The following is a 25,842-nucleotide window of genomic DNA, read 5'->3' as shown; positions in this document are numbered from 1 at the left end:
ATTTAGCTTCAAGAATGAAGAAGCTACTCCTGTCCCGCCGTTTATTTTAGGATTAGGACGGATGTTCTAAGTTCTTCCTAAATTGTTTCTGAAAAAAATGAAGGAGTGAGGGAGAAGATGACAGAACAAATGTGGATTGAGAAGTTAGGATTAGAAGCGCATCCTGAGGGCGGTTATTTTAAACAAACCAATAAAAGTGAACAATTGATTCCGACCAAACGAGGCGAACGGGCGTTGCATACAGCGATTTTGTTTCTATTAAATACAGAAAGTCCGTCACATTTTCATCGTTTAAAAGCGGATGAATTATGGTTTTTTCACGATGGTCAGCAGTTAACCGTTCACTGTATTTTTCCTGATGGAACGTATCAAGCTGTTCAGTTAGGGAAAGACTTAGTTCAAGGACAACAGCTTTCGTTCTCAGTTCCTGCCGGCACAATCTTTGGCTCTACAGTAGCGACAGGATTTGCGTTAGTCAGTTGTGTGGTTACACCAGGCTTTGAGTTTGAAGACTTCGAGTTATTTACTCAAGCGGAATTGTTAAACGATTATCCACAACATAGTGAAATCATTCAGCACTTGGCTTATCGAGAATTACCTTAAGAAAACGTTTTAGTAACATTTCTTTTATGAATATGCTAGTATAAATCAAACAAGCTTGTTGATTTTGTCGCAACGCACAGTTAGCTGTCGTAGATGATTAAAAGAAAGGGATGAATCACATGGGCACAATGGTTTTTGTTAACTTCCCAGTAGCGGATGTCCAACGTTCTACAGCATTTTATGAAAAACTTGGATTCAAAAAGAACGAGGAATTTTCAACAGAGGAAGCTAGTTCGATGATGTGGGATGATCAATTTTGGATTATGTTGTTGAACCATGACTTTTATGGAAAATTTATCCAAGAAAAGCAAATTATTGATGCGCAAACAACCAGTGGAGCATTAATTTCCTTTAGTTTAGAGAGTACCGAAGCCGTAAAACAGTTTGGCGAAACCGCCAAAGCTAACGGAGGCAACTGCTACCGAGTTGATATGGGAATACCAGAAGAGCAAATGTATGGCTTAGAAGTGCAAGATTTGGATGGCAATAGCTTAGAACCTGTCTGGATGAAGATGTAAAAAGAGCCGCAAAATCTCTACAGAAAAAATATTATAATCAAACAAAAATATACGCCATTCTTCAAACTTAGATTAAAAAGTCTAACTTTGAAAATGGTGTATATTCTTTTACATTTGAATTACTTCATCAAATTTACTAGAAATATCATTGTTTACATGATGAAGAACAGCAAGGACTGTTTTAGAACTTTCAGCTAATAGGGATAAAACTTTTTCAGTATTTTCTTTATCTGTTGAAGAAGTTGGTTCATCTACCAATAAAAATGGACGATTTTCATATAGCGCCCGAGCCAAGGAAACTAACATAGCCTCACCACCACTGATTGTGGCAGTAGATTGATTGGAAATTATTTCAAAATTGGCACCAAAAACTTTTTTACCAATTTCATGTAACTTCTCTTTATTAGGTTTATTGAAAGAAGTAATATTTTCCGCGACTGTCCCATCATAAAGCTTGGGTTTTTGGGAAACATAGCCAATCATTGTCGAGAAGTCGACTGTGCGTAATTCTTGTTGTTGATTCAATAATATTTTTCCTTGATACTGATTTATCTCTTGTGTCAATAATTTTAGGAAAGATGATTTTCCACTTCCGTTTTTACCAATGATTATATACTTTTTTCCTGAATATAATTCTAAATTAATCGGACCAATATTTTTTTCTTCATAAGTAATCAAAACACTATTAAATAAAATTGTTTTGGGAACTATAGAAGAATGAAGAAGTTCAGGTTCGGTGGAAAGCAAGACATCATTAACTTTGCGAATCTCTTTTGTAGAATAAAGTTCTGTTAATACAGTTGAGAGCCAAAAAATAGGAGTAGTAATTGTTTCGACAGATTGTGTTATCGCTAATAGTTCGGGAAAAGTCAATTCTTGCTGGCGAATTAAAAAAATACCTATTAATAACAAACCAATTTGAATAAACCACCCACAAGTATCATTAATAACTGTTATCGTTGATTGGAAAAAATTATTCTTGAAAAAATGTTTTTCAGCTTCTTTGTTTTTTTGAGAAAAACGAGGAAAGAGACGTTTGCCAATAGAAAAAATTTTTAATACTGCTAAGTCTTCAAAAATATCTTGCAATGTTTGTACAATATTAGCTTGTGAATCATTAAATTTTTTTTGATGTATAGCGATTTTTTTGACAAAATGTTTCGTTGTAAAAAAAGAGATCAACGTTAAGGCTAATAAATAGAGCCAAATATGCCAATTAATTGTCAGAATTAATAGCGAACCTAGAGAAAATGAACAAATAAAATAAATCAAACTAATTAGCGCACCTAGATATTTTTTTATCACAAAAGGATTGTCAATCGTCATTATTTTAACAACTTTTTCTGTAGGATATTTTTTTATTAAAGTAGCCAGCGGTAACCGAATCAAAGCTTGGTACATTTGATTATTCATTTTTTTAAAAGAACTGGCAAAAAAATGTTGTTGAACAATTTGTGATCCTAAATTAATTAAAACAAGACTAAATAGAATTCCTAAGTTGATACAAACTAAGATGTAAAAAGGTAAAGTTTGTTCTTGTTTAATATAATTTGAGTCGAATAAAATCAGTAGCGAAAAAATCGGTTTGTAGGTAGCGAAAAGTAATGTCATCAGAAATGTAGCAAGGAATAACTTTCGATTTTTACTGAATAAAAATTTAAGCATCGAGGTGGGATGTCCTTTCTATGAATAGTCTAAAAGTGTGAAATTGTCTATCAAAAAATTGGTAAATTTAATCACCTCCAGTCTATATTTGTATTTTTCTGAATTTTTGATTAGAATTATGTTAACAAATAAAATTAAGAAAAAATTAGTTTGTACACTTTAGTCACAAGTATTATAAAAAGGAGTGATGGTGGTGAAATGGAATTTTGGGAAAGTTTATAAGGAGGTAAGAGAGTCTAAAGGTATTTCGCAGAAAAAAATTTGTCATGAAGCATTATCCAGAACAACCTTATCCAAATTAGAAAATTGTAAAATAATGCCCAGTTATCAAACTATGGAGTATTTATTACAACAAATAAATATGAGTTTTTCTGAGTTCGAGTATATATGTAATGTTTATCAGCCCCAGGAAAGAGAGTGTATCATTGAAGAATTCAATTCTTTAATAAATAATACAGACAAAGTGAATATCAAGGACTTACTAAAACGATGCGAAAAATTTTTAAAAATAACGGATGATTATTATATCAAAGATATTCAGATGCTATTAAAAGCTCAGTTAGCCTTCCAATTAGAATCAATGAGTAGCAATGTGTGCAAATCGAAACTGCTAATTAGTCAAATTTGGACTAGATTAGAGAAAATGGATGTATGGTATTATAATGAGATTCGCTTACTTAATGGTATTTTGTTTTATTTCCCACTTGAAACAATCGAAGCCATATCCGATAAGTTATTGTATTCTTTAAAGAAATACAGTACATATGCTAAAATTAAAGATCTTGAAATATCTATATTGACTAATTTATCAACCATTTATTTGAAAAATTGTAAGATGGCTGAGTGTGAAAATGTTTTGCTTCGAATGAAACAACTAGCACTAGATTTAAAACGATATGACTTTTTAGGCGTTTATTTTGTTAGAATGGGAATTTGTGAAAAAAATAGCGTACTAATAGAGCGAGGAATGAAAATCTTAACATTAACCGATGAAAACGAATTAATCGAAGAACTGAATAAAGAAATCGAATTTTTTAAGATGACTGAACAATAGAGTATAAATTAAGAGCCGCAAAATCTCTACAGATTTTGCGGCTCTTTTCCTACAAAAAACTATTGTAAATTATTGGCGTTAGTTGCTTCAACTCCATAAGAATCAGCTACTTTTTTCAAGCTAAATCCTTTTCCGTAGACTTCACTCGCACTCATTGAAATCAAAAAGGCTTCTTCATCAATCTCAAGAATGGCTTCTTTTAAGCGGGGAAAATCTTTTTCACGAATGACAGTCATTAAGAGCATGCCTTTCGCGCTTCGATAACCGCCTTCGATTGGCACCAAGGTCACACCTTTATCTAGTTCACGTAATAAGCGTTCTTGAATAGCGACATATTTTGGTGAAATAATCATCACATTCTTCGAGCGAACCAGACCAACTTGAATCATGTCAACGACACGACCAATTGTAAATAAACAAATTAAAGAGAATAACACAATATCTGCATTAAAAGCATACATTGCTGATAAAATGACTAAACCATCGACGAATAAAATAGCAATACCCAAGGAAACTTTGAAGTATTTATTGACAATTTGTGAAATGATTGCTGTCCCACCAGTTGAAGCATTGCCACGGAAAACCAAGCCTAGGCCAGCACCTGTAATAATACCGCCAAATAATGCTGCTAGAAAAATATTATGTGTTAAAACAGGCATCCCTGAAGTAATTCCTACAAAAAATGGATAAATAAGACTGCCATAAATGGTTTTGACACCGACCTCTTTCCCAAGAAGTAAGAAACAAAGCACTAAAAGAGGAATATTGATGGCGTAAAGAACAATGGCGGGACTAATCCCGAAAACATAATTAATAACAATACTAATGCCATTGGCTCCGCCTGCGACAAGTTTATTTGGCAATAAGACCGCATTGATTGAAATGGCCAAAATGAATGCACCGACTGTTACATAGGCGGTGTCTTTTAAACGTTGGGCTGTAAAAAATTTATTCATGAAATACCTCCAATTATTTATTAGTTTAGTGAATGATGACATAAAAAAAGACAGAACATGAGAGACAAGCCTAATCGACTTATGTCCCACACTCTAAATCTTCAACTAATCAACTGAACACTTTTTCCTTATACTAACATGAAATACGACAAGAAAACATAGTGAACAAACAATTTTTTGGAAAAGAGGTCGGGACAGAACCGTTTAGCTCCGAGAACCAAGTAGGTACTGTTCAACATCTATTTGCTTTGCAAATAGTGTTTCTCAGCAATAAGAAGGAATTTCCGAAAATTGTCATAAAACACAACGAGGAACGAGTTGATGTTGCATGATACACTACACTCCGTTTCGTTCGCATCAATTTCTACGCATGGAACATGCTAGAATTGAAGGACCCGGTGCTCTTTAATTTTTGGAGACCAAGTAGGTATTGTTCATCATCGAATCACTACGTTCTTCGTGATTCTCAACACTTGGAAGGATTAAGATGCGCCGAACACTTGTGTGAGAAAGTCAATTTCGACTTATTGTTTTCTCGCCAAAGGCTCGTCACAGTTTTATCCTTGTAAGTTCCGAAGGACCTTCACCAAGTAGGTACGATGATTTCATCTGTTCATGCTTCACAGTGAAACATCGCAACTCTTAGAGCTGTAGCTCTTTTGAAGGCTGTACTGTGACGAGACGCATGTCGAGAAAACACCTTAGAAGTTGTTGTGATCGAAGCAACGCGTAGTGTTGCTTCTGTCCCCGCCGTTTATCAGGTTTTGAGCCCGGAACAAAAATCCAAAGTGATTTTTGTCACAGGCTCAAAAAAGTCAAAAAGCGGCCAGCCCAAATAGCTTCATGATGTTGGATAATTTGTGCCGCGGTTAAATGTCCATTATCCAAGGTGGAAGTGGTTTTCGGTGTCATCAAACACGTATAGCCTAAACCATGAGCCATCCGAATTGTAGTGTCTACACAAAACTCGGTTTGGACACCAGCGATTTCTAACGTTTGAATGTCTTGTTCCGTCAATAAATCATTTAAATTTGTTTGGTAAAAGGCATTCGCATGTGTTTTGCGGATGAAAAAATCTGTGGGCTGTGCATCCAGCTTTTCAAAAAGTTGCCAAGAGTCTGAGCCAAAAGGTAATTCGGTTTCTTCATGTTGAACAAAAATAATGGGCGCATGGTGTTGGCGGTAGACAGCAATACGCTGATTGACCTTTTCCAACACTGCTGGCAGACGGTACAATTGCTGCGACGGACTTTCGATGCCTTTTTGAAAGTCAATTAAAAGTAATGCACGATTTTTCATGAGCAATCCCCACTTTCTATAAACTAGTTGTTTTCAGTATAACGAAAAAAGGCGCTCTCTAAAAGTGTCTCGAAAATTCCCAAGCGAACGTTCAAAAAAACAGCATATTTACTCGTTTTCCTATATAATAGTAAGAGAAACAGATAGTTTGTAGAAAGAAAGGCGACAAGATGAATTATAGAGAATTAATGCAAAAGAAAAATGTTCGTCCTTACGTATTGATGGCTCGTTTTGGTTTAGAAAAAGAAAACCAACGTAGCACACGAGAAGGGCTTTTAGCGACAACTGATCATCCCACGGTTTTTGGTAACCGTTCTTATCATCCATATATTCAAACAGATTTTAGTGAAACACAATTAGAACTAATCACGCCTGTAGCAAATAGCGGCACAGAAATGCTTCGTTTTTTAGATGCCATTCACGATGTGGCTCGTCGTTCGATTCCAGAAGATGAAATGCTGTGGCCATTAAGTATGCCGCCACAATTACCAACAAAAGATGAAGAGATTAAAATTGCTAAATTAGATCAATATGATGCAGTGTTATATCGTCGTTATTTGGCAAAAGAGTATGGCAAACGAAAACAAATGGTCAGCGGAATTCATTTTAATTTTGAATATGACCAAGCCCTGATTCAGCAATTATATGATGAACAATCCGAAGTGACAGATTGTAAACAATTTAAAACGAAAGTGTACATGAAAGTTGCCCGTAACTTTTTACGTTATCGCTGGTTAATTACGTATCTTTTTGGGGCTTCACCAGTTAGTGAAGACGGCTACTTTAGAGTCTATGACGACCAACCGCAAGAACCTATTCGCAGTATTCGGAATAGTACGTATGGCTACAGAAATCATGACAATGTGAAAGTATCGTATGCCTCATTGGAACGCTATTTAGAAGATATTCATCGCATGGTGGAAAATGGTTTACTTTCTGAAGAAAAAGAATTTTATGCGCCTGTGCGCTTACGTGGCGGGAAACAAATGTCTGATCTGCCTAAAACAGGTATTCGCTATATCGAGTTGCGTAATTTAGACTTAAATCCTTTTTCACGTTTAGGCATTGTGGAAGATACCGTGGATTTCTTACATTATTTCATGTTGTATTTATTGTGGACAGATGAAAAAGAAGAAGCGGATGAATGGGTGAAAACTGGGGATATTTTTAATGAACAAGTGGCTCTTGGTCATCCTCATGAAACGATTAAGTTAATTGCAGAAGGCGATCGGATTTTTTCAGAAATGATTGATATGTTAGATGCTCTAGGCATTCGCAAAGGCAAAGAAGTTGTCGGTAAGTATTATCAACAACTGCGGAATCCACAAGACACCGTTTCTGGCAAAATGTGGACGATTATTCAAGAAAACTCCAACAGTGAACTGGGAAACATTTTTGGAAACCAATATCAAAGTATGGCCTTTGAACGCCCTTATCAATTAGCTGGTTTCCGTGAGATGGAATTATCCACACAAATTTTCTTATTTGATGCGATTCAAAAAGGTCTGGAAATCGAAATTTTAGATGAACAAGAGCAATTTTTGAAACTGCAACATGGCGAGCACATTGAATACGTCAAAAATGCCAACATGACTAGCAAAGATAACTACGTGGTACCATTGATTATGGAAAACAAAACCGTGACAAAGAAAATTTTGTCTGCAGCAGGTTTCCATGTGCCTGGCGGTGAAGAATTTTCATCTTTTATTGAGGCACAAGAAGCACATTTGCGCTATGCCAATAAAGCGTTTGTCGTGAAACCAAAATCAACGAATTACGGTTTAGGAATTACCATTTTTAAAGAAGGCGCTTCGTTGGAAGACTTTACGGAAGCGTTACGGATTGCTTTTAAAGAGGACACAGCGGTTTTAATTGAAGAATTTTTACCTGGAACAGAATATCGGTTCTTTGTGTTAGATAATGATGTAAAAGCCATCATGTTGCGCGTGCCAGCCAATGTTACCGGAGATGGCAAACATACTGTAGAAGAATTGGTGGCCGCTAAAAATAGTGATCCATTGCGGGGAACCAATCACCGTGCACCACTAGAATTAATCCAGTTAAATGATTTAGAAAAACTAATGTTGAAAGAACAAGGTTTAACTATCTATTCTGTGCCAGAAAAAGAGCAAATCGTGTACTTGCGAGAAAATTCTAATGTTAGCACGGGCGGGGATTCGATTGATATGACCGATGTCATTGATGATAGTTATAAACAAATCGCCATTGAAGCCGTAGCTGCTTTAGGAGCCAAAATTTGTGGCATTGATTTAATCATTCCTGACAAAGACGTAAAAGGCACACGTGATAGCTTAACGTACGGGATTATCGAAGCAAACTTTAATCCAGCCATGCACATGCATGTGTATCCTTACGCTGGAAAAGGACGCCGTTTAACAATGGACGTTTTAAAACTTTTATACCCAGAAGTGGTTCAATAAAAAAGAATACCGCCAAAAAGTCATAATAGATTTTTTGGCGGTATTCTTTATAAAAACGTTTTCTTGGTGAACCCAATAGGTTATACTAAAACTATTACCAATGAAAGTTGTATGACGGTGGCTCTGAGTTAGAGAGGCAGGTGATGCCTATGTGTATCCGATGCACTTTAACGAAAGGAGCATTTTTTTGTCAATCGAAGCGGCATTGGAATTGATGATTAGTTTTGCTCTGAGGCTAAGGCGAAAGCGTTTAGCTCCGAGAAATAAGAAGGAATTTCCGAAAATAGTTCTTCAATTTTTGGAGAATTTCGGCTTATTTCCGAAGGAGTTGCTTTTGTTCAGCTGATTAGCGTTTGTTGCGTTACTGATTTTCGGTATCCTTGAAGCAACGAAAAACAATAAAAAATAACCGTTCATAAGCTTGACAGGCCGAACGGTTAAATAGTAACAAAAATTTAACTCAGTAAGCCACCAGTTCTTATAACTGGCGCTGGTATAAAGGAGAGGTATGTACCCGCATACCTCTCTTTTTCATCTTTATAATAGCACAATTCTATTATAAATGGAAGCGCTCATAACTTATGTTTAAACAATCCAATGACTCATAACTTTTCTTGAGCTTTTTATGAGTGAAATAGTTTTTGCCAGAAGCCTTTTTTAGCTTTTGGCTCTTCTTTTGGCGTTTCGGTTGCTTGAGGATATTTTTCTGTAACGTCAATCACAGGTTCATCGACTGCATGATTTTCAGCTAGCAGTAAGCCGAGAGAGTCAGGGTTGTTCTCCACAAAATTGTTAACAATCTTAAAGGTTGCGCCATGCTGATTTAATAATTTAATATAGGTACTTTGCAGGTCAGAAGAGATTTCGCCGTTTAAAAGTACTGTAACTTCAGGATGCTTCGCTAATTCTTCTAATAAATGTTGTTGGTTCTGTGCATCTTTCATTTCAGCGACGGTCATGGAGAGACGGCAGCGTTCACGAAATGTGCCCATGTATTTGTGTTGTTCTTCAGGATTGACGAGGGGCGTACCATACATTCCTTTATCCAGACGTTGTTGTAAGTCATCATTCGCCATTCAGTAACACTCCTTTCCTAACGTTTCCCTCCATTATAGCATATCTTAGATAAGTCGTTGGTCAGTCGGCTTGAGAAGAAGTTTTTAAGAAAGGAAAAAAAGTGGTTGCATTTGTGATGGTTTTCTCATACACTGTAATTAAGAATGAGAATCATTCTCAATTAAATAAAAATGGAGTTTTCTCATGAAAAAGATTGGTTTGTTTGTTCTACTATTACTTTTCAGCTTATTGTCATTAGTGATAGGGGTGAAGGACATTGCACTTTCTCAGTTGTTTCAATTAGATGCGCAGCAACAATTTGTTTTATTTACCACCCGTGTTCCCCGCACGTTGAGTTTAATCATTGCTGGTAGTACGATGAGTATTTCTGGATTGATTATGCAGCAACTCACACAAAATAAATTTGTCGCTCCTAGTGTCGCTGGAACAACCGATAGTGCAAGGTTGGGTATTTTAGTTGCAATGTTATTTTTCCCAACAGCTCCGTTTCTCTATCGAACGGCAATTGCTTTTATTTTTGCGCTAAGCGGGACCTTATTATTCTTAGCGCTCATTCGATTATTACCAAGTAAGAATCAAGTAATGGTCCCTTTGGTGGGCGTGATGTTTGGTAACATTCTAGGCTCAATTGCCACATTTTTTGCCTATCAATACCAATTGGTTCAAAATATGTCTGCTTGGTTACAAGGAAATTTTTCCACAGTTATGAAAGGGAATTATGAATGGTTATTTTTAATGATTCCTTTGTGGTTTGTTATTTATTTATTTGCTTATCATTTCACTGTCGTTGGTATGGGTGAAGCATTTGCAAATAGTCTTGGCGTCCATTACCAGCGAATTCAATTTTTAGGTTTGACGCTGGTTGCTTTAGCAAGTGCCATCGTTTTATTGATGGTGGGGAATATTCCGTTTTTAGGAGTTGTGATTCCCAATCTCGTGTCTTTACGTTATGGCGATCATATGAAAAATACCTTGTGGTTAACTGGGATTTGTGGAAGTTTATTCTTGTTAATCTGTGATATTTTAGCACGAGTATTGATTGCCCCCTATGAAATTCCTGTCAGCGTGGTTGTCGGAACATTAGGGAGCATTTTGTTCATTTTATTATTACTAAGGGGGCGCAAACGATGAAACGGCCTTTAAAAAAATGGCTTTCATTACTTTTGCTTTTAGCTGCCGTAGTAATTGTGAGTCTTTGTTATTTAACTTATAACACGTATGGCAATTGGTCCTTTGCTTTGGCGTTACGAGGGAAAAAGTTATTGGCTTTTATTTTTGTCGGAATCGCTGCGGCTTTTTCAACCATTAGTTTTCAAACGGTCACGCAAAATCATTTCCTAACGCCAAACATTTTAGGGATGGATTCCTTGTACGTCTTTGTGCAGACGGTGTTTTTTTTTCTTTTAGGAGGCGCACAAGCGTTAGGTCAAGTAAGTCTTGGTTCGTTTTTAATGAACGTCTTTTTAATGGTGTTTTTAAGTACTAGTTTATCGTATTTTCTATTACGCAAAAATCAATCCGACTTATTTTTATTATTGATGATTGGCATGATTTTAGGTACTTTTTTCAGTAGTATTAGTACGTTTTTACAAGTGATTATGGATCCTAACGAATACGACTTACTCCAAGGAAAGTTGTTTGCCAGTTTTGGTAACGTCAATAGTCAGTATCTCGTTTTCGTTGGTGTGACGGTACTCATAATTTGTGGGATACTTTGGCGGGAAAGTTACCGTTTAGACGTTTTACATTTAGGGAACCATCAAGCACAGAATTTAGGGATTGCTGTGAATCAGTTTCAATTAGTGTTGTTGTGTTTGATCAGTAGTCTGGTCGGCTTATCAACAGCATTAGTGGGACCGATTACATTTTTAGGTTTTATCGTGGCCAATATGAGTTATCAATTCATGAAAACCTATCGCCACCGAGAACTGTTTGTGGCAGGGAGTTTAATAGCAGTTTTTTTACTGGTGTTTGGTCAATTGATGGTTGAACAGGTCTTTCATTTGAATACCCCGCTAAGTGTGGTGATTCAATTTGTTGGGGGCGTTTATTTTATATGGAAAATTATTGCAGAAAGGAAGCAACGCACATGATCCAGATGAGTGATGTATCAAAAAAATATGGCGATAAATTTGTCGTTTCAGACATTGATTTACCTATTTCTGAAGGCAAATTAACAGCCTTTATTGGACCAAATGGCGCTGGGAAAAGCACGCTGCTAGCCATGATGAGTCGCTTAACTCCCAAAGATACCGGGGAAATTTATCTGGACAAGCAAGAAGTAAAAACCTGGAAGCAGTCAGCTCTTTCACAAAAAATTGCCCTTTTAAAACAAGCCAACGGTGTACAACTTAAATTAACTGTGCGAGAACTGGTCAATTTTGGTCGTTTTCCTTATTCCAAAGGTCGCTTAAAAAGCGCTGATCATGAAAAAGTAACAGAAGCGTTGGAACAATTGGGCTTAACTGAAATGGCGGAAGAATACATTGATACCCTTTCTGGGGGCCAATTACAACGGGCGTATATTGCCATGATTTTAGCCCAAGATACCGATTATATTTTATTGGATGAGCCCTTAAATAACCTCGACATGAATTATGCGGTTCAAATGATGCAGATTCTTAAACGCTTAGTGGATGAACTAGGAAAAACGATTCTGATTGTTCTACATGATATTAATTTTGCCGCAAGCTATGCAGATGAAATTGTCGCCATGAAAGGCGGAAAGCTCTATGCGCATGGCGCAACAGAAGAAGTTATTCAAACAAGTATTTTAAATGATCTTTATGAAATGAATATCCGGATTTGTGAAATTGAAGGAAAACGCTTTTGTCTTTATCACTAAATCGGGCAATTTAAAAATAACGTTTTTGGAGGAAAAGAATGAAAAAGAAATTTTTAGCAATGATTGCAGTTTCAATGATGGGACTGTTAATGTTAAGTGCTTGTCAAACAAATAAAAAAACAGCAGATTCTGCAACAACAGAAACAACAGCTAAAACGGAAGTCACAGTCAAAGACACCAATGGTCAATTAACCGTTCCCAAAAATCCTAAGAAAGTCGTTGTTTTTGATAATGGTTCCTTGGATACAATGGATGCACTAGGTGTCGGTGACCGCGTGGTAGGTGCGCCAACTAAAAATATCCCTGCGTATTTGGAAAAATACCAAAAAGTTGAATCAGCAGGCGGTATTAAAGAACCAGATTTAGAAAAAATCAATCAACTAAAACCAGACTTAATTATTATCTCTGGTCGTCAACAAGATTATCAAGAACAATTAAAAGCCATTGCGCCAACCATTTACTTAGCTGTAGATGCCAAAAATCCTTGGGCATCAACGAAACAAAATATCGAAACGTTAGGCACTATTTTTGATAAAGAAGAGGTAGCTAAAGAAAAAATAACTGGCTTAGAAAAAGAAATTGCTGACGTGAAAAAACAAGCAGAAGCTAGCGCGAATAATGCGCTTGTTGTGTTAGTTAACGAAGGACAACTTTCCGCTTACGGAAAAGGCTCTCGTTTCGGTTTAATTCATGATACATTTGGCTTCAAAGCAGCAGACGATAAGATTGAAGCTTCCACTCATGGGCAAAGTGTTTCTTACGAATATGTTTTAGAAAAAAATCCTGGGATTCTCTTTGTGGTAGATCGCACCAAAGCAATTGGTGGCGACGATTCAAAAGATAACGTCGCTGCAAACGAATTGATTCAAAAAACCGATGCTGGTAAAAATGATAAAGTCATTATGCTTCAACCAGATGTTTGGTATCTAAGCGGTGGCGGATTAGAATCAATGCATTTGATGATAGAAGATGTTAAAAAAGGATTAGAGTAAAAAAAGCCTAGGACAAAAATCACTTTGGATTTTTGTCCTAGGCTTAAAAGCTGATAAACGGCGGGAACAAAAGCAACTCCTTCGGAAATAAGCTGAAATTCTCCAAAAATTAAAGAACAATTTTCGGAAATTTCTTCTTATTGCTTTCTCGTCAAAGACTCGTCGCAGTTTTGTCCTTGAGAGTTCTCGGAGCTAAACACTTCTGTCCCGACCTTCTTAATGAAAAACAAAAAAGTTTTAAATTAAAAATGTGGTTGACGGCCTCGAAAATGTTTGCTAAACTATCCGTAAATCAGTATGATTGATGAAACAAATAAAAGAACAAAATGTGATGAGAAGGAAAGTACTTTTTAAAATAGCTTGCAGAGAGCCTCGTTTGGTGAGAAGAGGTAGTGACGTTAAAGGGGAAAATGGCCTTTGAACAGGTTGGTTGAAGCCGTTTGCTTAAACCAATTCAGGTGCGCCTGTTATAGCGCTACAGTATGATTGTACTGGAAACGAGCGGATCTTTTTTAGCGAAGAGATCAACAAAGGTGGTACCGCGATTGCATAAGCATTCGTCCTTTTTAGGACGAATGCTTTTTTTATTTGTTTAAAAAATATGAGGGGGCAACAACATGAAATTGGGGAAAAAAGTAGTAGGTTTGATTGCAACAGGGTTTCTTTTAGCCGCATGTGGCGGAACCAAAGAAGCGGCAGAGAAAGTAGATTCGGGAAATTTAGCAGCTGAACAAAAAATCAGTATTAGTTCACCTGCACCAATCTCAACATTGGATACAACACAAACAACAGATAAAAATACCTTTACAATGGCGCAACACTTATTTGAAGGCCTGTATCGGTTTGATGATGATAGTGCCACGGTGCCAGCTCTTGCTAAAGACGTCAAGATTAGTGACGATGGGCGCAAGTACCACTTTACCTTACGGGAAGGGATTAAGTGGAGCAACGGCGAGCCGATCACGGCCCAAGATTTTGTTTATTCTTGGAAAAAACTGGTGACACCAGCGACGATTGGACCGAATGCTTATTTACTAGATAGTGTTAAAAATAGTTTTGAAATACGCAACGGTGAAAAGTCAGTCGATGAATTAGGGATTTCAGCCCCTAATGACAAAGAATTTATTGTTGAATTAAAACAGGCCCAACCTTCCTTCTTAGCAGTCGTTTCGATTGCTTGGTTAGCGCCGCAAAATCAAAAATTTGTCGAAGCGCAAGGAAAAGATTACGCCTTGGATAGTGAACATTTACTTTATAGCGGGCCATTTACGCTAGCCAATTGGGATGCGACTTCAGATACTTGGACATTGAAAAAAAATCCAGAATACTATGATGCGGATCAAGTGAAACTGGAAGAAGTTGCGGTTAGCACAATCAAAGAAGATAATACTGGGATTAACTTATATCAAGCGAATGAACTAGACTTAGTTCGCATTAACGGACAATATGTTCAACAATATCAAGAGGACCCAGGCTATGTCAGTTATCCAGATGTGGCCAACTACTTCTTAGATTTCAACAAAAAAGAAGGAACGCCATTAGCAAATGTTCATTTACGAAAAGCAATTGGCCAAGCAATAGATAAAGAAGCCTTAACACAAAGTGTCTTAAACGATGGGTCAAAACCCCTCAACGGATTAATTCCAAGTAAACTTTATGCGAATCCAGAAACAGATGAAGATTTCCGAGCTTACAGTGGCGAATATTTGAAAAATGACGTCAAAAAAGCCCAAGCTGAATGGACGAAAGCCCAAGCGGATGTCGGTAAAAAAGTGAAACTTTCATTGCTGGCGGCAGATACAGATCAAGGAAAACGAATTGCGGAATATGTTCAAAGTCAGTTACAAGAAAATCTGCCAGGTTTAGAAATTACCATTTCATCGCAACCAAGTAATAATGTGAACCAATCGCGACGTGAAAAAAATTACGAGCTGTCTCTTTCGGGATGGATTGCCGGCAGTAGTGAATTAGACTCTTACTTTAACTTATATGCGGGAGAATCAAGTTACAATTATGGCAATTATCATAATGCCAAATACGACCAACTAGTAGAAGATGCACGAACGATTAATGCCAATAATCCAGAGAAACAGTTTGCAGAATACAAAGAAGCGGAAGAAATCTTGCTGAACCAAGATGCTGCCCAAGTACCGCTGTATCAAAGTGCCTCAAATTATCTAATCAATCCTAAATTGAAAGGCATTAGTTATCACTTGTATGGGGATTATTTCCACTTGCGCAATGCCTATTTAACAGAATGATTCAGGAAGAAGGAGTAAGAAATGGAAAAATTAGTCGAACGATTTTTAACTTACGTGAAAGTTAACACCCGTTCAGATGCCAACAGTCAAACCACACCGACGACGGTCGGTCAAGTGGTTTTGGCCAGAATGATTGAAACAGAACTTCATGAATTAGGTTTGGCCGATGTGCATTATAACGAACAAAACGGCTTTTTAACGGCACGGTTGCCTGGTAACCAACCTGCAGCGAAGAGTATCGGCTTGATTGCACATCTAGATACGGCGGATTTTTCAGCAGAAAATATCCGTCCCAAAGTCATCACTAATTATGATGGTCAAGATGTCCTCTTGAATCAAGAACAAGGCATCGTTTTATCGGTTGCTGAATTTCCCAATTTAAAAGAGTATCAAGGGGAAACGTTGATTACTACAGACGGAACCACACTTTTAGGAGCAGATGACAAAGCGGGAATTGTCGAGATTTTAGCTGCTGTTGAGTATTTTTTGGCACATCCAGAAGTACCGCGGGGCGATGTTTGGCTCGCCTTTGGTCCAGATGAAGAAATTGGACGCGGCGCCGATCAATTTGATGCGCCGAATTTCCCAGTCGCTTTTGCGTATACAATTGACAGTGGCCGTGTGGGGCATTTCGAGTATGAAACGTTTAACGCTGCTCAAGCTGTGATAACAATTGAGGGAACCAGTGTCCATCCGGGAACGGCCTATGGTTCGTTAGTAAATGCCATTAAATTAGGCGAACAACTTGATCAATCACTGCCGCAAAAGGAAGTGCCAGAACAAACACGTGGAAATGAAGGATTTTATTTACTCAATAAATTTACAGGAAGTATTGAAAAAGCAGAACTTGTCTATATCATTCGGGATCATGATCGAGAAAACTTTCAAGCGAGAAAGCAATTTTTGGAAAAACAAGTCCAACGTTTAAATGCGCTGGCGGATAAACCCAGACTAACAATTACTTTCCAAGACCAATACTATAATATGAAGGAAATCATCGAAAAAGATTGGACCCCTGTGGAATTAGCCGTCCAAGCAATGGAAAGTTGTGACATTGAACCAATCATCACACCATTTCGTGGCGGGACAGATGGTTCTAAGATTTCTTTCATGGGCATTCCCACGCCTAATCTATTTACAGGCGGCGAGAATTTTCATGGGCAATATGAATTCATTACCGTTGAATCAATGGCCAAAGCTGTTCAAACGATCATTGCCATCATTCGCTTAAATGCTAATTAAAGAAACACGCGAGGGAAATGCCGATTTTCCTTGCGTGTTTCGCTGTTTTTCGGTAAAGTATGTAGAAAAGTAGGGAGTTTTGCTCATGAATTATCCATTGATTTTTGCAGAAAACCAACGAATTGAAACCGAACGCTTGATTTTAAGACCTGTCACATTAGCCGATGCAGAAGATATGTACGAATATGCTTCAGATGAGGAAACGGTCCGCTATGTGTTTTTGAAAAACCAAACAATCGCTGAAACACGACAAAACATTGCTAAATATTTTATGGGAGAACCTTTAGGAAAATATGGGATTGAAGTGAAAGAAACGGGCAAAATGATTGGGACGATTGATTTGCGGGTCAATGAAACCAATAATGTTGGAGAATTAGGCTATGTCTTGAACCGTGCCTTTTGGGGCAATGGCTACATGCCTGAAGCCGCGACGGCGTTAGTCGAACTGGGTTTTGCAAAAATGAAACTCATGAGAATCTTTGCTTTACATGATCAAGACAATCCAGCTTCTGGTCGTGTCATGGAGAAAATTGGTTTTACCTACGAAGGAACACTGCCCAATGCCCGAATTAGTAAAGGGAAAATTGTCACAGATGTTTATCGTGGGATGACACTGGAAACATGGCAAAATCGACAAAAATAGAAGCAGAAGACAAGTTAAGAGAGGAATTAGAGAAATGTTGATGTTTACAGAAAAAGAATTCGCAGCCTTTGAAGTTGCTGGATTAGATGAACGAATGGCGGTTATCCGTGCGCAAATTCAACCTATTTTTCAAGAATTAGACACGTATTTTGCCGAACAACTAGCGCCTGAACTAGGAACGGAGTTGTTTGTCCATATTGCGCAACATCGCCGTCGCACCGTGTATCCACCAGAAAATACTTGGTCAGCACTTAGTCCGAATAAGCGCGGGTATAAAATGCAGCCGCATTTTCAATTAGGCATTTGGGGCGACTATGTGTTTATGTGGTTGTCATTCATTGATAATCCTAAAAATGAAAAGCAGATTGCGCAAGCCTTTTTAGAGAATCAGCAATTATTCCAAGCATTACCAGAAGATACGTATGTTTCCTTGGATCATACGGTTTCTCAAATTACTCCGCTGCCAGAAACGGATTTAGAAAAAGCCTTAACTCGTTTTAGAGATGTAAAAAAAGGTGAGTTTGAAATTGGGCGCATCATTCCCAAAGATAGCGATTTGTGGCAAAATCCTGAAAAAGCACGAGCTTATATGTTGGCAACCTATCAACAACTCCTACCATTGTACCAATTGGCTATTGCCCAATAAGAGAAACAGACAGTTATTTTATGTCTTAGTGTTATTTTATCGAATTATCCAATCGTCAAAAATGAGAAAAGCTCACAATGTTAGTGTTCAACACTAACATTGTGAGCTTTTCTTTAGTTTAGACAATGGAAATTTAAGAAATTAAAGATGCTTTTTTTAAAAAAGGGGATAGTCTTTACTGTTTTCCCTTGTTTCCTTTAAATAACGCAACGTAAAAGACACGATATATAAGGAACTTGTTAAAATAAGGGTTGTTAACTGGAAAAAACTGTTGTTTTTAAGAGTATTTTCTTTGCTATCATAGAGGTATATAAAAGGTTGTGAGAGATACTTAAATTCAAAAGGAGGTTTTAAAATGAAAAAAAAGCGTTATTTAATTATTGCGTGCCTACTATTTTCCCCTAGTTTTTTTATAAATGTTGAAGCATCTGATGGTGGTTCTAGTTCGGTGGGGGTGGGATTCTATCGAAAAAATCCAGCGAAAGTCGCTCCCCAAAAGCCCTCGCCGAAAACAGATGCGCCAGCCGCTAGTCCGCAGGGGAAAGCAAAGGGACAAGCTGGCACTCCACAAAGGTGGTGGTTCGGCACAAGCCACCACGACTGGCTCGCAGCTCCCTAGCACAGGGAGCAAGAGTCAGGTAAATCTTAGCATTCTCGGCTTAGCCTTAATTGGTCTTGTCGGAATGGTACATAGAAAGAAGGGGCAGCATGAAACAGATCAGATTTAAACACCTAGTAACATTGGGATTATGTTGCTCGTTATTAGTGAATTCAATTACGGGAATCACGGCTATTGCCGAAACTGTGACGATTGAAAGTAGTCCGACGGTGGAATCTACGAAAGAAAGCACAAAAGAAAGTACAGAAGAAAGTGCAAAAGAAAGTGCAAAAGAAAGTACTCAGAAAAGTGAGACTTCAAAGCAAGAAGAAGCAACGACAGAAACAACAGGAGTAACAGAAAAGACTGTAAGTAGTGATACAGAAACGCGAGAACAAAGCACAACGCAAGAAGTTGTAAAGGAAGAGGAACCAGAACAAACAAAGGTAGAACCACAAGTCTCCCAAAATCTATTACAAAATCGAGCAATTGGAGTTAAGGCAGGCAACTTAGCTCAGTTTAGTACACAATTCGTAAATTTGGCCAATTCATTTCAGACTGGCACAATGTTCAATGTTCCAGAAGCTCGAATTGGCGTCCTATTTAAGTCTGATGTAGGTGCACTTACGATGTCTGATTTTGGGGTATCTACTAACATGACTTTAGATACCTGGGAAACATATGGGACAAATACCTATACTCCGAGAGAACTTCAAAATATATCAGTTCCTGTTACCATTGCTTCAACAACAAATGGTTTCGACATAACGATTCCAAAAAGGACCTTATCGGTTACCGTTAAAAATAGAACTATATTGCAAAGATACTATTTAAATAATATAGGTCTAACAGTGCCAAAATATGTAGAAAATATCAGTATATCTAAAGTAGGAACAGCTAAACAGCTAATAAAATATTTTAATGTAGCTTCATCTCAAGTGGCAGATACGCCATTTAATATAGAAGTTGAGAAATCCAATAACACTAGCTACCTTGTTAAATTTCCAACAGGCGGAACACTGTGGGGAGCTCCAGCTAGTTACACAGGGTATAATGTAAGGTTATCTACTACCAGAACCGATGTGGCAGACTTAAGGGCAGAGTTTCCAACAGAAGACATTCAATTAACAGTGTCACATAAAAAAGTCACCGAAAACTTCAAAGATGTAAACGGCACCGCCATCCCTGCACCAACTGGTTTCACTCAAGGGAAAAAAACAAGTATCACCAATAATAATTACACCTTCAAACAAAGTGGCGCTTTGCCTGAAACTTACAAAGCTAGCAACGGCAAAAACTACAAATTCAAAGGCTGGTACAAAGGCAAAACCAAACCAGCAACCTTAAAAACAACGAAAACACCAAGTTACGCAGTGACTTATGATAACAATGATGATTTGAATGTGGTGTATGAGGTGGACACGGCTAAAGACTACAAATTCCCAAGTAGAACCGTGAATTTCCAATTTGTCAATGAAGCCGGAGCAATTTTATTACCAACGCCTTTTACAATAACAACCGATTTACAACAAGAAATTAATTCCACTTATACAAAGCTTGGATCAATTACTGGAACTAATTCAGGAAATACCAAACAGGTGACGATTCCCGCCAAAACGATTAGAGCAGATGTGTCTTTAGGCGGAGTGAATAACTATGGAACAACCAACACGAGAATCACTATTCCAAAATTTTATGAAAATATATCTCTTTACACAGGAAATGCCTATACACAAGCTACGTTGAATGAGTATTTAACTGTAAATAATGCACCCGGTAAACCAGTCAATAATCCGCCATTGCATTATGGTTTAAGTAAAGTGACAGCGACACAATTTAAAATAAGCGAAGTTACTAATGGTTCCAATTATAGATACAGTCGATTGTTTGCAGCATCTAATCAATATAATTTAGAAAAATATTATACACCAGTAGGAACAATTTACTATCAATTAACCAATCGCAAAGTCACCGAGAACTTCGTCGATGCCAGCGGTACCAAAATCACACCACCAACTGGCTTCACCCAAGGCAATCAGATTCCGATGACTAGTGACACTTTCAAGTACACGAGCGCAAAAGTTTTGCCAGCTAGTTATTCAGCAGGTGGAAAAACCTATGTCTTCCAAGGTTGGTACAAAGGCAAAAACAAACCGAACACGTTGACCACCAGCACTACGCCAACGTATGACACAACCTTTGATGACAATGACGATATGACAGCAGTCTACAAAGAAGCGAGCATCAGCGCTAACTTAACGATGCGTGGTGCAGTCGATGTCATTGACAATGGTGGAACCATGGAATATTGGGAAGTGCTTTTAAAAAATACTGGAGAAGCACCATTAACCTCAATTAAGATTAAACCAACCACTGACTGGGAGTCTGGAATTAGTACACCCACGGAACTGTTTATTTTAGGTACTGGTCAAAATACGAAAGTTCGACCAATCACGAAAGAACAGTGGGAAGCAGGCTTTGAGATTCCTTTAGACAAAAGTCTTCCTGTTGGTGGGCAACTAACAATTAATCTCATAGGAACAAAAGTTACTGGACAACCAAACCAAGTGCTAAAAGCCGCTGTGGAAGTGTCAGGAAACTTTAACAAACTGACGGCCTCAGATACTGTTCGGATCAAAGATTTAGATCAAGAAACAAAGGAACCAACTGGGGAAGGATTTATCAGTGTACCAACTTTCGATTTTGGTCAAGTTGGCGTTGCTAGCGCTACGAAGCAACATGGTTTGAAGAAAGCCGCTGATTACTATGGCAACGGTACTCGTAATCCCTATGTCCGAATTAGCAAAACCCAACCGAATTGGAGTTTAACCGCACAATTGTCACAACCAAAATCAGCTACTGATAGTCTACCGACAGCGACCCGCTTGATTTTGGGGCAAGTCCCTATTTACAGCGTAGGAAATTATAACCTGCCCACGGAATTAATGACCAGTGTGGGCGTTACGAGATCACTTGGCTTAACAGCCGACAATAGTAGCGTGAGCATTATTGGTAACCAAGAATTTAGCGGCGCCGATGTTTATCAGTTGGATTTCCAATTTGACAAAGTCAAACTCGAAGTGCCAGCCAATCAAGGCGTCAAAGGGCAACAATACCAAGCCGCAGTTACGTGGAATCTTGTGACTGGACCTTAAAAAATACGTAAATAAAATAATAAACCGCCCCCAAAAAAGTTAGACTTTTTGAGGGCGGTTTATTATTTTTATGGAAAGCCAATTTTATCTAATGGATAATAACGAAAAGTTAAAACACCTTCCACACTCTCTTGTTTAACAAAGCCAAAATAACGACTGTCATCTGAGCGCGGGCGATTATCCCCCAAGACAAAATACATGCCTTCTGGAACGGTCAGGGATTGGGTGGCTTCTAAGGTCTCTAGCGTAAAATCTTGGGTATAATTTTCATTTTTAGAGACATTTCGTTTAGCACTTGCTAAGTAATCTTCACTGAGTGATACACCATTAATATAAAGGGTATCATCGCGATACTCGACTGTTTCGCCAGGTAAACCAATTAAACGTTTGGCTACTCGTTGGCCGTTGCGCGGGCTAGGAAAAGCGATAATATCAAAACGTTGTGGCTTTTTAATCGAGGTCACCCATAAACGGTCGTTGTTATGAAGTGTTGGTTCCATTGAAGAGCCGTTCACCGCAGCAGGGGAGAAAACATAGTGTCGAATCAGCAAGACAGCGACGACTAACAAAACCAACTGAACCAATCGTTTTAATAATGAGGACATGGACTTCACTCCTTTGTCCTTTTAGTGTACTACAGACAAGGAAAAGAAAAAAGTTTTCCCCTTAAGAAAGGTGTGCTAAAAAACGTTTCATAAAGCGTTGGCGAATTAAAATACCAACATAAGCAGCTGCGACAGCCTTGATGATACCAGGAATAATAAACGGAGCAAACCCGCCAGCAAAAGCGTTTGGCCACGGTAGATTTGCGGAATATTTCAACCAAATCATACCGAAAACTAAGGTAACTAAGGCGCCGGCAATATTTGCGATAATGGCCCAAGTATAGTTAAAGGTTGTTTTTTCTAAAATATAACCAGTTAATAAGCCGTTAAAGATAAACCCGATTAAATAGCCGCCAGTTGGTCCGAAGAGTACACCGAACCCGCTAGACATCCCCGCGTAAACGGGTAAACCAATTAATCCTAATAAGAAGTAAATTAAAATAGCGTAGGTCCCCGTTCGCTTACCCAAAACGGTAGCGGTTAAGCCAATGGCAAATGTTTGTCCAGTTAAGGGGACAATCCCCAATGGAATTGTAAATTGTGAAAGTACAGCAATAATCACAGCGAATTCTGCTGCTAAAATTAAAGAGCGTAACGATGCTTTATTCATAAGAAGCCTCACTTTCTATTGTTAACCAATTATTTTTATTTGGTTAACAATAGTTTAGCGGAAGTAAACAATTTTGTAAAGAGGGCAAAGAAAAAAACCTTGCCAAGAAAGGCAAGGTTTTGAAAGAAGGTAAGAACCGCAGTTCGACCTTTTGAAATCTTAAAGTTTTTGGTTGTAGTATTCAACGACAAGTGCTTCGTCGATTTCTGGGTAAAGTTCATCACGTTCTGGTAAACGAGTGAAGCTACCTTCTAATTTTTCAGTGTCAAAGCTTACGAATGCTGGACGTCCAACAGTTGCTTCAACCGCTTCTTTAATTGTTGAGATGTTTTGAGATTTTTCACGAACACCGATCACTTGACCAACTTCAACGTGATATGATGGAATATCAACACGTTTGCCGTCTACAGTGATGTGGCCATGGTTAACTAATTGACGTGCTTGACGACGAGTAGTTGCAAGACCTAAACGGTAAACAACGTTATCTAAGCGTTGTTCTAGTAAAACCATGAAGTTAACACCGTGTTTACCTTCTTTGATTTTGCTTGCTTTAATGAACAACGTACGGAATTGACGTTCGTTCATGCCATACATATGACGTAATTTTTGTTTTTCAGTTAATTGCATTCCGTATTCAGAAACTTTACCACGGCTGTTAGGTCCGTGTTGTCCTGGTTTGTAAGGGCGACGAGCTAGTTCTTTACCAGTACCTGATAAAGAGATACCTAGACGACGAGATACTTTCCATGATGGTCCAGTATAACGAGACATTAAAAATTCCTCCAATAAATAAATGTTTTTTTGGAGTAAAATAATTAGATGAAAAATTCATATTCGTTCAGTTCATTCTTCAACCTTCGCCTTTGCAGCCGCGGTTACGCAGTTGAACCAAGTTTGGCAATGAACTGTTGACGAGTTATTATTCTTCTGCTGCAATTATTTTACACAAAATCTAGTATACTTAATAGGATAGGAAACGTCAAGGTTTTAAAGTGAAATATGAAAAAAAGGTAGACAAAAATACTTTTCCTCATTAGAATAAGGGGAGATGTTTTGAAAATATAAGTTGAAAACGGAATGAAAGGGAGTTTACAATGAAGTCTGGTTCACCATTGTTTGAACAAATTGATAAATCCATCGACAAGAAAGTGAATTTATTCTCAAACAGCTTTTCCCGCTACGCTGTTCGTGCAATGCTTGCTTGCCTATTTTTAACGTTGGGAACAGCCGTTGCTTTTGCAATCGCAATTAAAGGAGAAGGAATTTCTCATGGTTTAGGGAAAATGCTTTACGCCTTCATGTTCAGTTGGTCACTTGTAATGATTTTATATATGAATGCCGAACTTGGTACCTCGAATATGTTGTACATGACTGTTGGGGTCTATCGTAAAAAAGTCAACTTTTCCTTAGCTGCAAAAATTTTATTTACCTGTATCTTATTCAATTTAATTGGTGGCGTCTTGTTTGGTTTCTTGGTATCACTTACGGTGCCGTTCCAAGATTTGCCAAAAGATAGTTTCTTCTTTACATCGATTGCTGGAAAATTAGAAAAAACTACCCTACAGATTTTAGTTGAAGCTATGTTCGCCAATATTGTGGTTAATACAGCCGTATTAGTGAGTATGCGAATGAAAGATGACGCCGGCAAAGTCGCGGCCATTATTTTCATTATCTTTATCTTTGCGTTCCTTGGTTTTGAACACGTGATTGCCAATTTCCCAGCCTTCAGTTTAGCTTACTTTGCTTCAAACGGCGCAATTGAAGCTTTCACAGCTGGTAATGTTATTCATAATCTTTTCTGGGCCTTTATTGGTAACTTTATCGGTGGTGGCTTAATTATGGGTCTCGGCTATGCCTGGTTAGATAAAGACAACAAAAACTTAACGTATTTTGATTAATTGACCAACCAACTATACTAAAACATGGTACACTGTTTTAGTATAGTTTTTTTTTTTATAAGGAGCGAAGGAATGGACACACTTCAATTTCAGAAGAACCCAGAAACAGCAGCAAAAATGTCTGCTTATATGAAACACCAATTTGTTTTTGCAGGCATCCCCGCCCCAGAACGTCAAGCGTTAAGTAAACAACTTTTAAAAGAAAGTCATACGTGGCCAAAGGAAAAATTATGCCAAGAGATTGAGGCTTATTATCAAAAAACAGAACGAGAATATCAGTATGTCGCTATTGATTTAGCCCTTCAAAATGTTCGGAGATTTTCATTAGAAGAGGTCGTAGCGTTTAAAGCCTATGTTCCACAAAAAGCGTGGTGGGATAGTGTGGATGCTTGGCGAAAATTTTTTGGGTCGTGGGTGGCGTTGCATCTGACTGAATTGCCAACGATTTTTGCCCTTTTTTATGGCGCTGAAAATTTCTGGAATCGGCGTGTTGCGCTGAATTTACAGTTGATGTTGAAAGAAAAGACCAATCAGGACCTGTTGAAAAAGGCGATTATTTATGATAGAACTACAGAGGAGTTCTTCATTCAAAAAGCGATTGGCTGGTCATTACGCCAATATAGTAAAACGAATCCGCAATGGGTCGAGGAATTGATGAAAGAATTAGTGTTGAGTCCTTTAGCACAACGAGAAGGCAGTAAATATTTAGCGAAAGCGAGCGAATAAGGAGAAAT

24 protein-coding genes, 1 pseudogene and 1 other annotated feature are annotated in these 25,842 nt (G+C 37.9%); of the genes and pseudogenes, 17 read left to right on the top strand and 8 right to left on the bottom strand.

Annotated features, from left to right (window positions below; translation table 11 throughout):
* Positions 1-117: 117 nt before the first annotated feature.
* A complete protein-coding gene (locus IGL07_RS12470; protein WP_010817690.1) occupies positions 118-603 on the top strand; it encodes a cupin domain-containing protein in 486 nt (161 codons plus the stop codon).
* A gap of 119 nt (positions 604-722) precedes the next feature.
* The gene (locus IGL07_RS12465; RefSeq protein WP_169062857.1) at positions 723-1,121 is read left to right on the top strand and encodes a VOC family protein; all 399 of its coding nucleotides are present in this window, start codon (positions 723-725) and stop codon (positions 1,119-1,121) included.
* A 108-nt stretch (positions 1,122-1,229) separates the two neighbouring features.
* Here IGL07_RS12465 and IGL07_RS12460 read toward each other — a convergent pair whose 3' ends face one another.
* Positions 1,230-2,732 (bottom strand): ATP-binding cassette domain-containing protein, encoded by a 1,503-nt coding sequence (locus tag IGL07_RS12460; RefSeq protein ID WP_289855241.1) that lies wholly within the window; start codon positions 2,730-2,732, stop codon positions 1,230-1,232.
* Positions 2,733-2,973: 241 nt separating this feature from the next.
* On the opposite strand from IGL07_RS12460, the gene IGL07_RS12455 reads away from it, so the two are divergent.
* The gene (locus IGL07_RS12455) at positions 2,974-3,840 is read left to right on the top strand and encodes a helix-turn-helix domain-containing protein (protein WP_002415662.1); all 867 of its coding nucleotides are present in this window, start codon (positions 2,974-2,976) and stop codon (positions 3,838-3,840) included.
* Between the two features lie 59 nt (positions 3,841-3,899).
* On the opposite strand, the gene IGL07_RS12450 is transcribed toward IGL07_RS12455, so the two are convergent.
* Complete coding sequence (locus tag IGL07_RS12450) at positions 3,900-4,796, bottom strand: YitT family protein (protein ID WP_002365354.1); 897 nt, start codon at positions 4,794-4,796, stop codon at positions 3,900-3,902.
* A gap of 798 nt (positions 4,797-5,594) precedes the next feature.
* A complete protein-coding gene (locus IGL07_RS12445) occupies positions 5,595-6,095 on the bottom strand; it encodes a cysteine hydrolase family protein (protein WP_002395960.1) in 501 nt (166 codons plus the stop codon).
* Positions 6,096-6,265: 170 nt separating this feature from the next.
* Between IGL07_RS12445 and gshAB the strand changes: the two genes are divergently transcribed.
* Complete coding sequence (gshAB, locus tag IGL07_RS12440) at positions 6,266-8,536, top strand: bifunctional glutamate--cysteine ligase/glutathione synthetase (protein ID WP_002368430.1); 2,271 nt, start codon at positions 6,266-6,268, stop codon at positions 8,534-8,536.
* A 160-nt stretch (positions 8,537-8,696) separates the two neighbouring features.
* Positions 8,697-8,882 carry a hypothetical protein gene (locus IGL07_RS12435; RefSeq protein WP_048943525.1) on the top strand — a complete coding sequence of 62 codons (186 nt, stop codon included), beginning with the start codon at positions 8,697-8,699 and terminating at the stop codon, positions 8,880-8,882.
* Positions 8,883-9,159: 277 nt separating this feature from the next.
* Here IGL07_RS12435 and IGL07_RS12430 read toward each other — a convergent pair whose 3' ends face one another.
* Entirely contained in the window at positions 9,160-9,612 is a 453-nt protein-coding gene (locus tag IGL07_RS12430; protein WP_010817688.1) for a YueI family protein, read from the bottom strand.
* 184 nt (positions 9,613-9,796) lie between these two features.
* Between IGL07_RS12430 and IGL07_RS12425 the strand changes: the two genes are divergently transcribed.
* From IGL07_RS12425 to IGL07_RS12390, 8 genes are all read left to right on the top strand, one after another.
* On the top strand, positions 9,797-10,744 hold the full coding sequence (locus IGL07_RS12425) for an ABC transporter permease (RefSeq protein WP_002394759.1): 948 nt from the start codon (positions 9,797-9,799) through the stop codon (positions 10,742-10,744).
* On the top strand, positions 10,741-11,706 hold the full coding sequence (locus IGL07_RS12420; RefSeq protein ID WP_010817687.1) for an iron chelate uptake ABC transporter family permease subunit: 966 nt from the start codon (positions 10,741-10,743) through the stop codon (positions 11,704-11,706). The genes IGL07_RS12425 and IGL07_RS12420 overlap by 4 nt, the downstream gene beginning before the upstream one ends.
* Positions 11,703-12,458 (top strand): iron ABC transporter ATP-binding protein, encoded by a 756-nt coding sequence (locus IGL07_RS12415; protein WP_002375575.1) that lies wholly within the window; start codon positions 11,703-11,705, stop codon positions 12,456-12,458. Before IGL07_RS12420 ends, IGL07_RS12415 begins: the two co-directional genes overlap by 4 nt.
* A 38-nt stretch (positions 12,459-12,496) precedes the next feature.
* The gene (locus tag IGL07_RS12410; RefSeq protein ID WP_010817686.1) at positions 12,497-13,450 is read left to right on the top strand and encodes a siderophore ABC transporter substrate-binding protein; all 954 of its coding nucleotides are present in this window, start codon (positions 12,497-12,499) and stop codon (positions 13,448-13,450) included.
* 322 nt (positions 13,451-13,772) lie between these two features.
* Positions 13,773-14,018 (top strand) — a binding site (T-box leader).
* A 49-nt stretch (positions 14,019-14,067) separates the two neighbouring features.
* Positions 14,068-15,711: a peptide ABC transporter substrate-binding protein gene (locus IGL07_RS12405; protein WP_195526226.1), complete on the top strand. Its 1,644-nt coding sequence runs from the start codon at positions 14,068-14,070 to the stop codon at positions 15,709-15,711.
* A gap of 21 nt (positions 15,712-15,732) precedes the next feature.
* Positions 15,733-16,953 carry a peptidase T gene (gene pepT, locus IGL07_RS12400; RefSeq protein ID WP_002375580.1) on the top strand — a complete coding sequence of 407 codons (1,221 nt, stop codon included), beginning with the start codon at positions 15,733-15,735 and terminating at the stop codon, positions 16,951-16,953.
* 85 nt (positions 16,954-17,038) lie between these two features.
* The gene (locus IGL07_RS12395) at positions 17,039-17,596 is read left to right on the top strand and encodes a GNAT family N-acetyltransferase (RefSeq protein ID WP_002415462.1); all 558 of its coding nucleotides are present in this window, start codon (positions 17,039-17,041) and stop codon (positions 17,594-17,596) included.
* Positions 17,597-17,630: 34 nt separating this feature from the next.
* Positions 17,631-18,242, top strand: coding sequence for a YktB family protein (locus tag IGL07_RS12390; protein WP_002375582.1), 612 nt, complete (start codon positions 17,631-17,633; stop codon positions 18,240-18,242).
* Between the two features lie 156 nt (positions 18,243-18,398).
* Here the strand turns inward: IGL07_RS12390 and IGL07_RS12385 are convergent, their stop codons facing one another.
* Entirely contained in the window at positions 18,399-18,554 is a 156-nt protein-coding gene (locus IGL07_RS12385; protein ID WP_350327334.1) for a hypothetical protein, read from the bottom strand.
* Between the two features lie 43 nt (positions 18,555-18,597).
* Between IGL07_RS12385 and IGL07_RS12380 the strand changes: the two are divergent.
* Both IGL07_RS12380 and IGL07_RS12375 read left to right on the top strand, forming a co-directional pair.
* Positions 18,598-18,970, top strand: a pseudogene (locus IGL07_RS12380) (LPXTG cell wall anchor domain-containing protein).
* Positions 18,951-21,995, top strand: a complete 3,045-nt coding sequence (locus IGL07_RS12375; RefSeq protein ID WP_104879611.1) for a WxL domain-containing protein — start codon at positions 18,951-18,953, stop codon at positions 21,993-21,995. Before IGL07_RS12380 ends, IGL07_RS12375 begins: the two are co-directional and overlap by 20 nt.
* A gap of 68 nt (positions 21,996-22,063) precedes the next feature.
* Here IGL07_RS12375 and lepB read toward each other — a convergent pair whose 3' ends face one another.
* From lepB to rpsD, 3 genes are all read right to left on the bottom strand, one after another.
* Positions 22,064-22,600 (bottom strand): signal peptidase I, encoded by a 537-nt coding sequence (lepB, locus tag IGL07_RS12370; RefSeq protein WP_010712890.1) that lies wholly within the window; start codon positions 22,598-22,600, stop codon positions 22,064-22,066.
* 61 nt (positions 22,601-22,661) lie between these two features.
* Positions 22,662-23,210 (bottom strand): biotin transporter BioY, encoded by a 549-nt coding sequence (locus IGL07_RS12365; RefSeq protein ID WP_002354975.1) that lies wholly within the window; start codon positions 23,208-23,210, stop codon positions 22,662-22,664.
* Between the two features lie 159 nt (positions 23,211-23,369).
* Positions 23,370-23,981, bottom strand: coding sequence for a 30S ribosomal protein S4 (rpsD, locus tag IGL07_RS12360; RefSeq protein ID WP_002365342.1), 612 nt, complete (start codon positions 23,979-23,981; stop codon positions 23,370-23,372).
* A 323-nt stretch (positions 23,982-24,304) separates the two neighbouring features.
* On the opposite strand from rpsD, the gene IGL07_RS12355 reads away from it, so the two are divergent.
* Both IGL07_RS12355 and IGL07_RS12350 read left to right on the top strand, forming a co-directional pair.
* Complete coding sequence (locus IGL07_RS12355; protein WP_002375588.1) at positions 24,305-25,108, top strand: formate/nitrite transporter family protein; 804 nt, start codon at positions 24,305-24,307, stop codon at positions 25,106-25,108.
* 72 nt (positions 25,109-25,180) lie between these two features.
* On the top strand, positions 25,181-25,834 hold the full coding sequence (locus IGL07_RS12350; RefSeq protein WP_002354978.1) for a DNA alkylation repair protein: 654 nt from the start codon (positions 25,181-25,183) through the stop codon (positions 25,832-25,834).
* Positions 25,835-25,842: the final 8 nt, after the last annotated feature.

Source organism: Enterococcus sp. DIV1368f (assembly GCF_051712245.1).
Classification (GTDB): domain Bacteria; phylum Bacillota; class Bacilli; order Lactobacillales; family Enterococcaceae; genus Enterococcus; species Enterococcus faecalis.
Note: the sequence above shows the minus strand (reverse complement) of the source record. Positions and strands in the feature narration are given on the sequence as shown.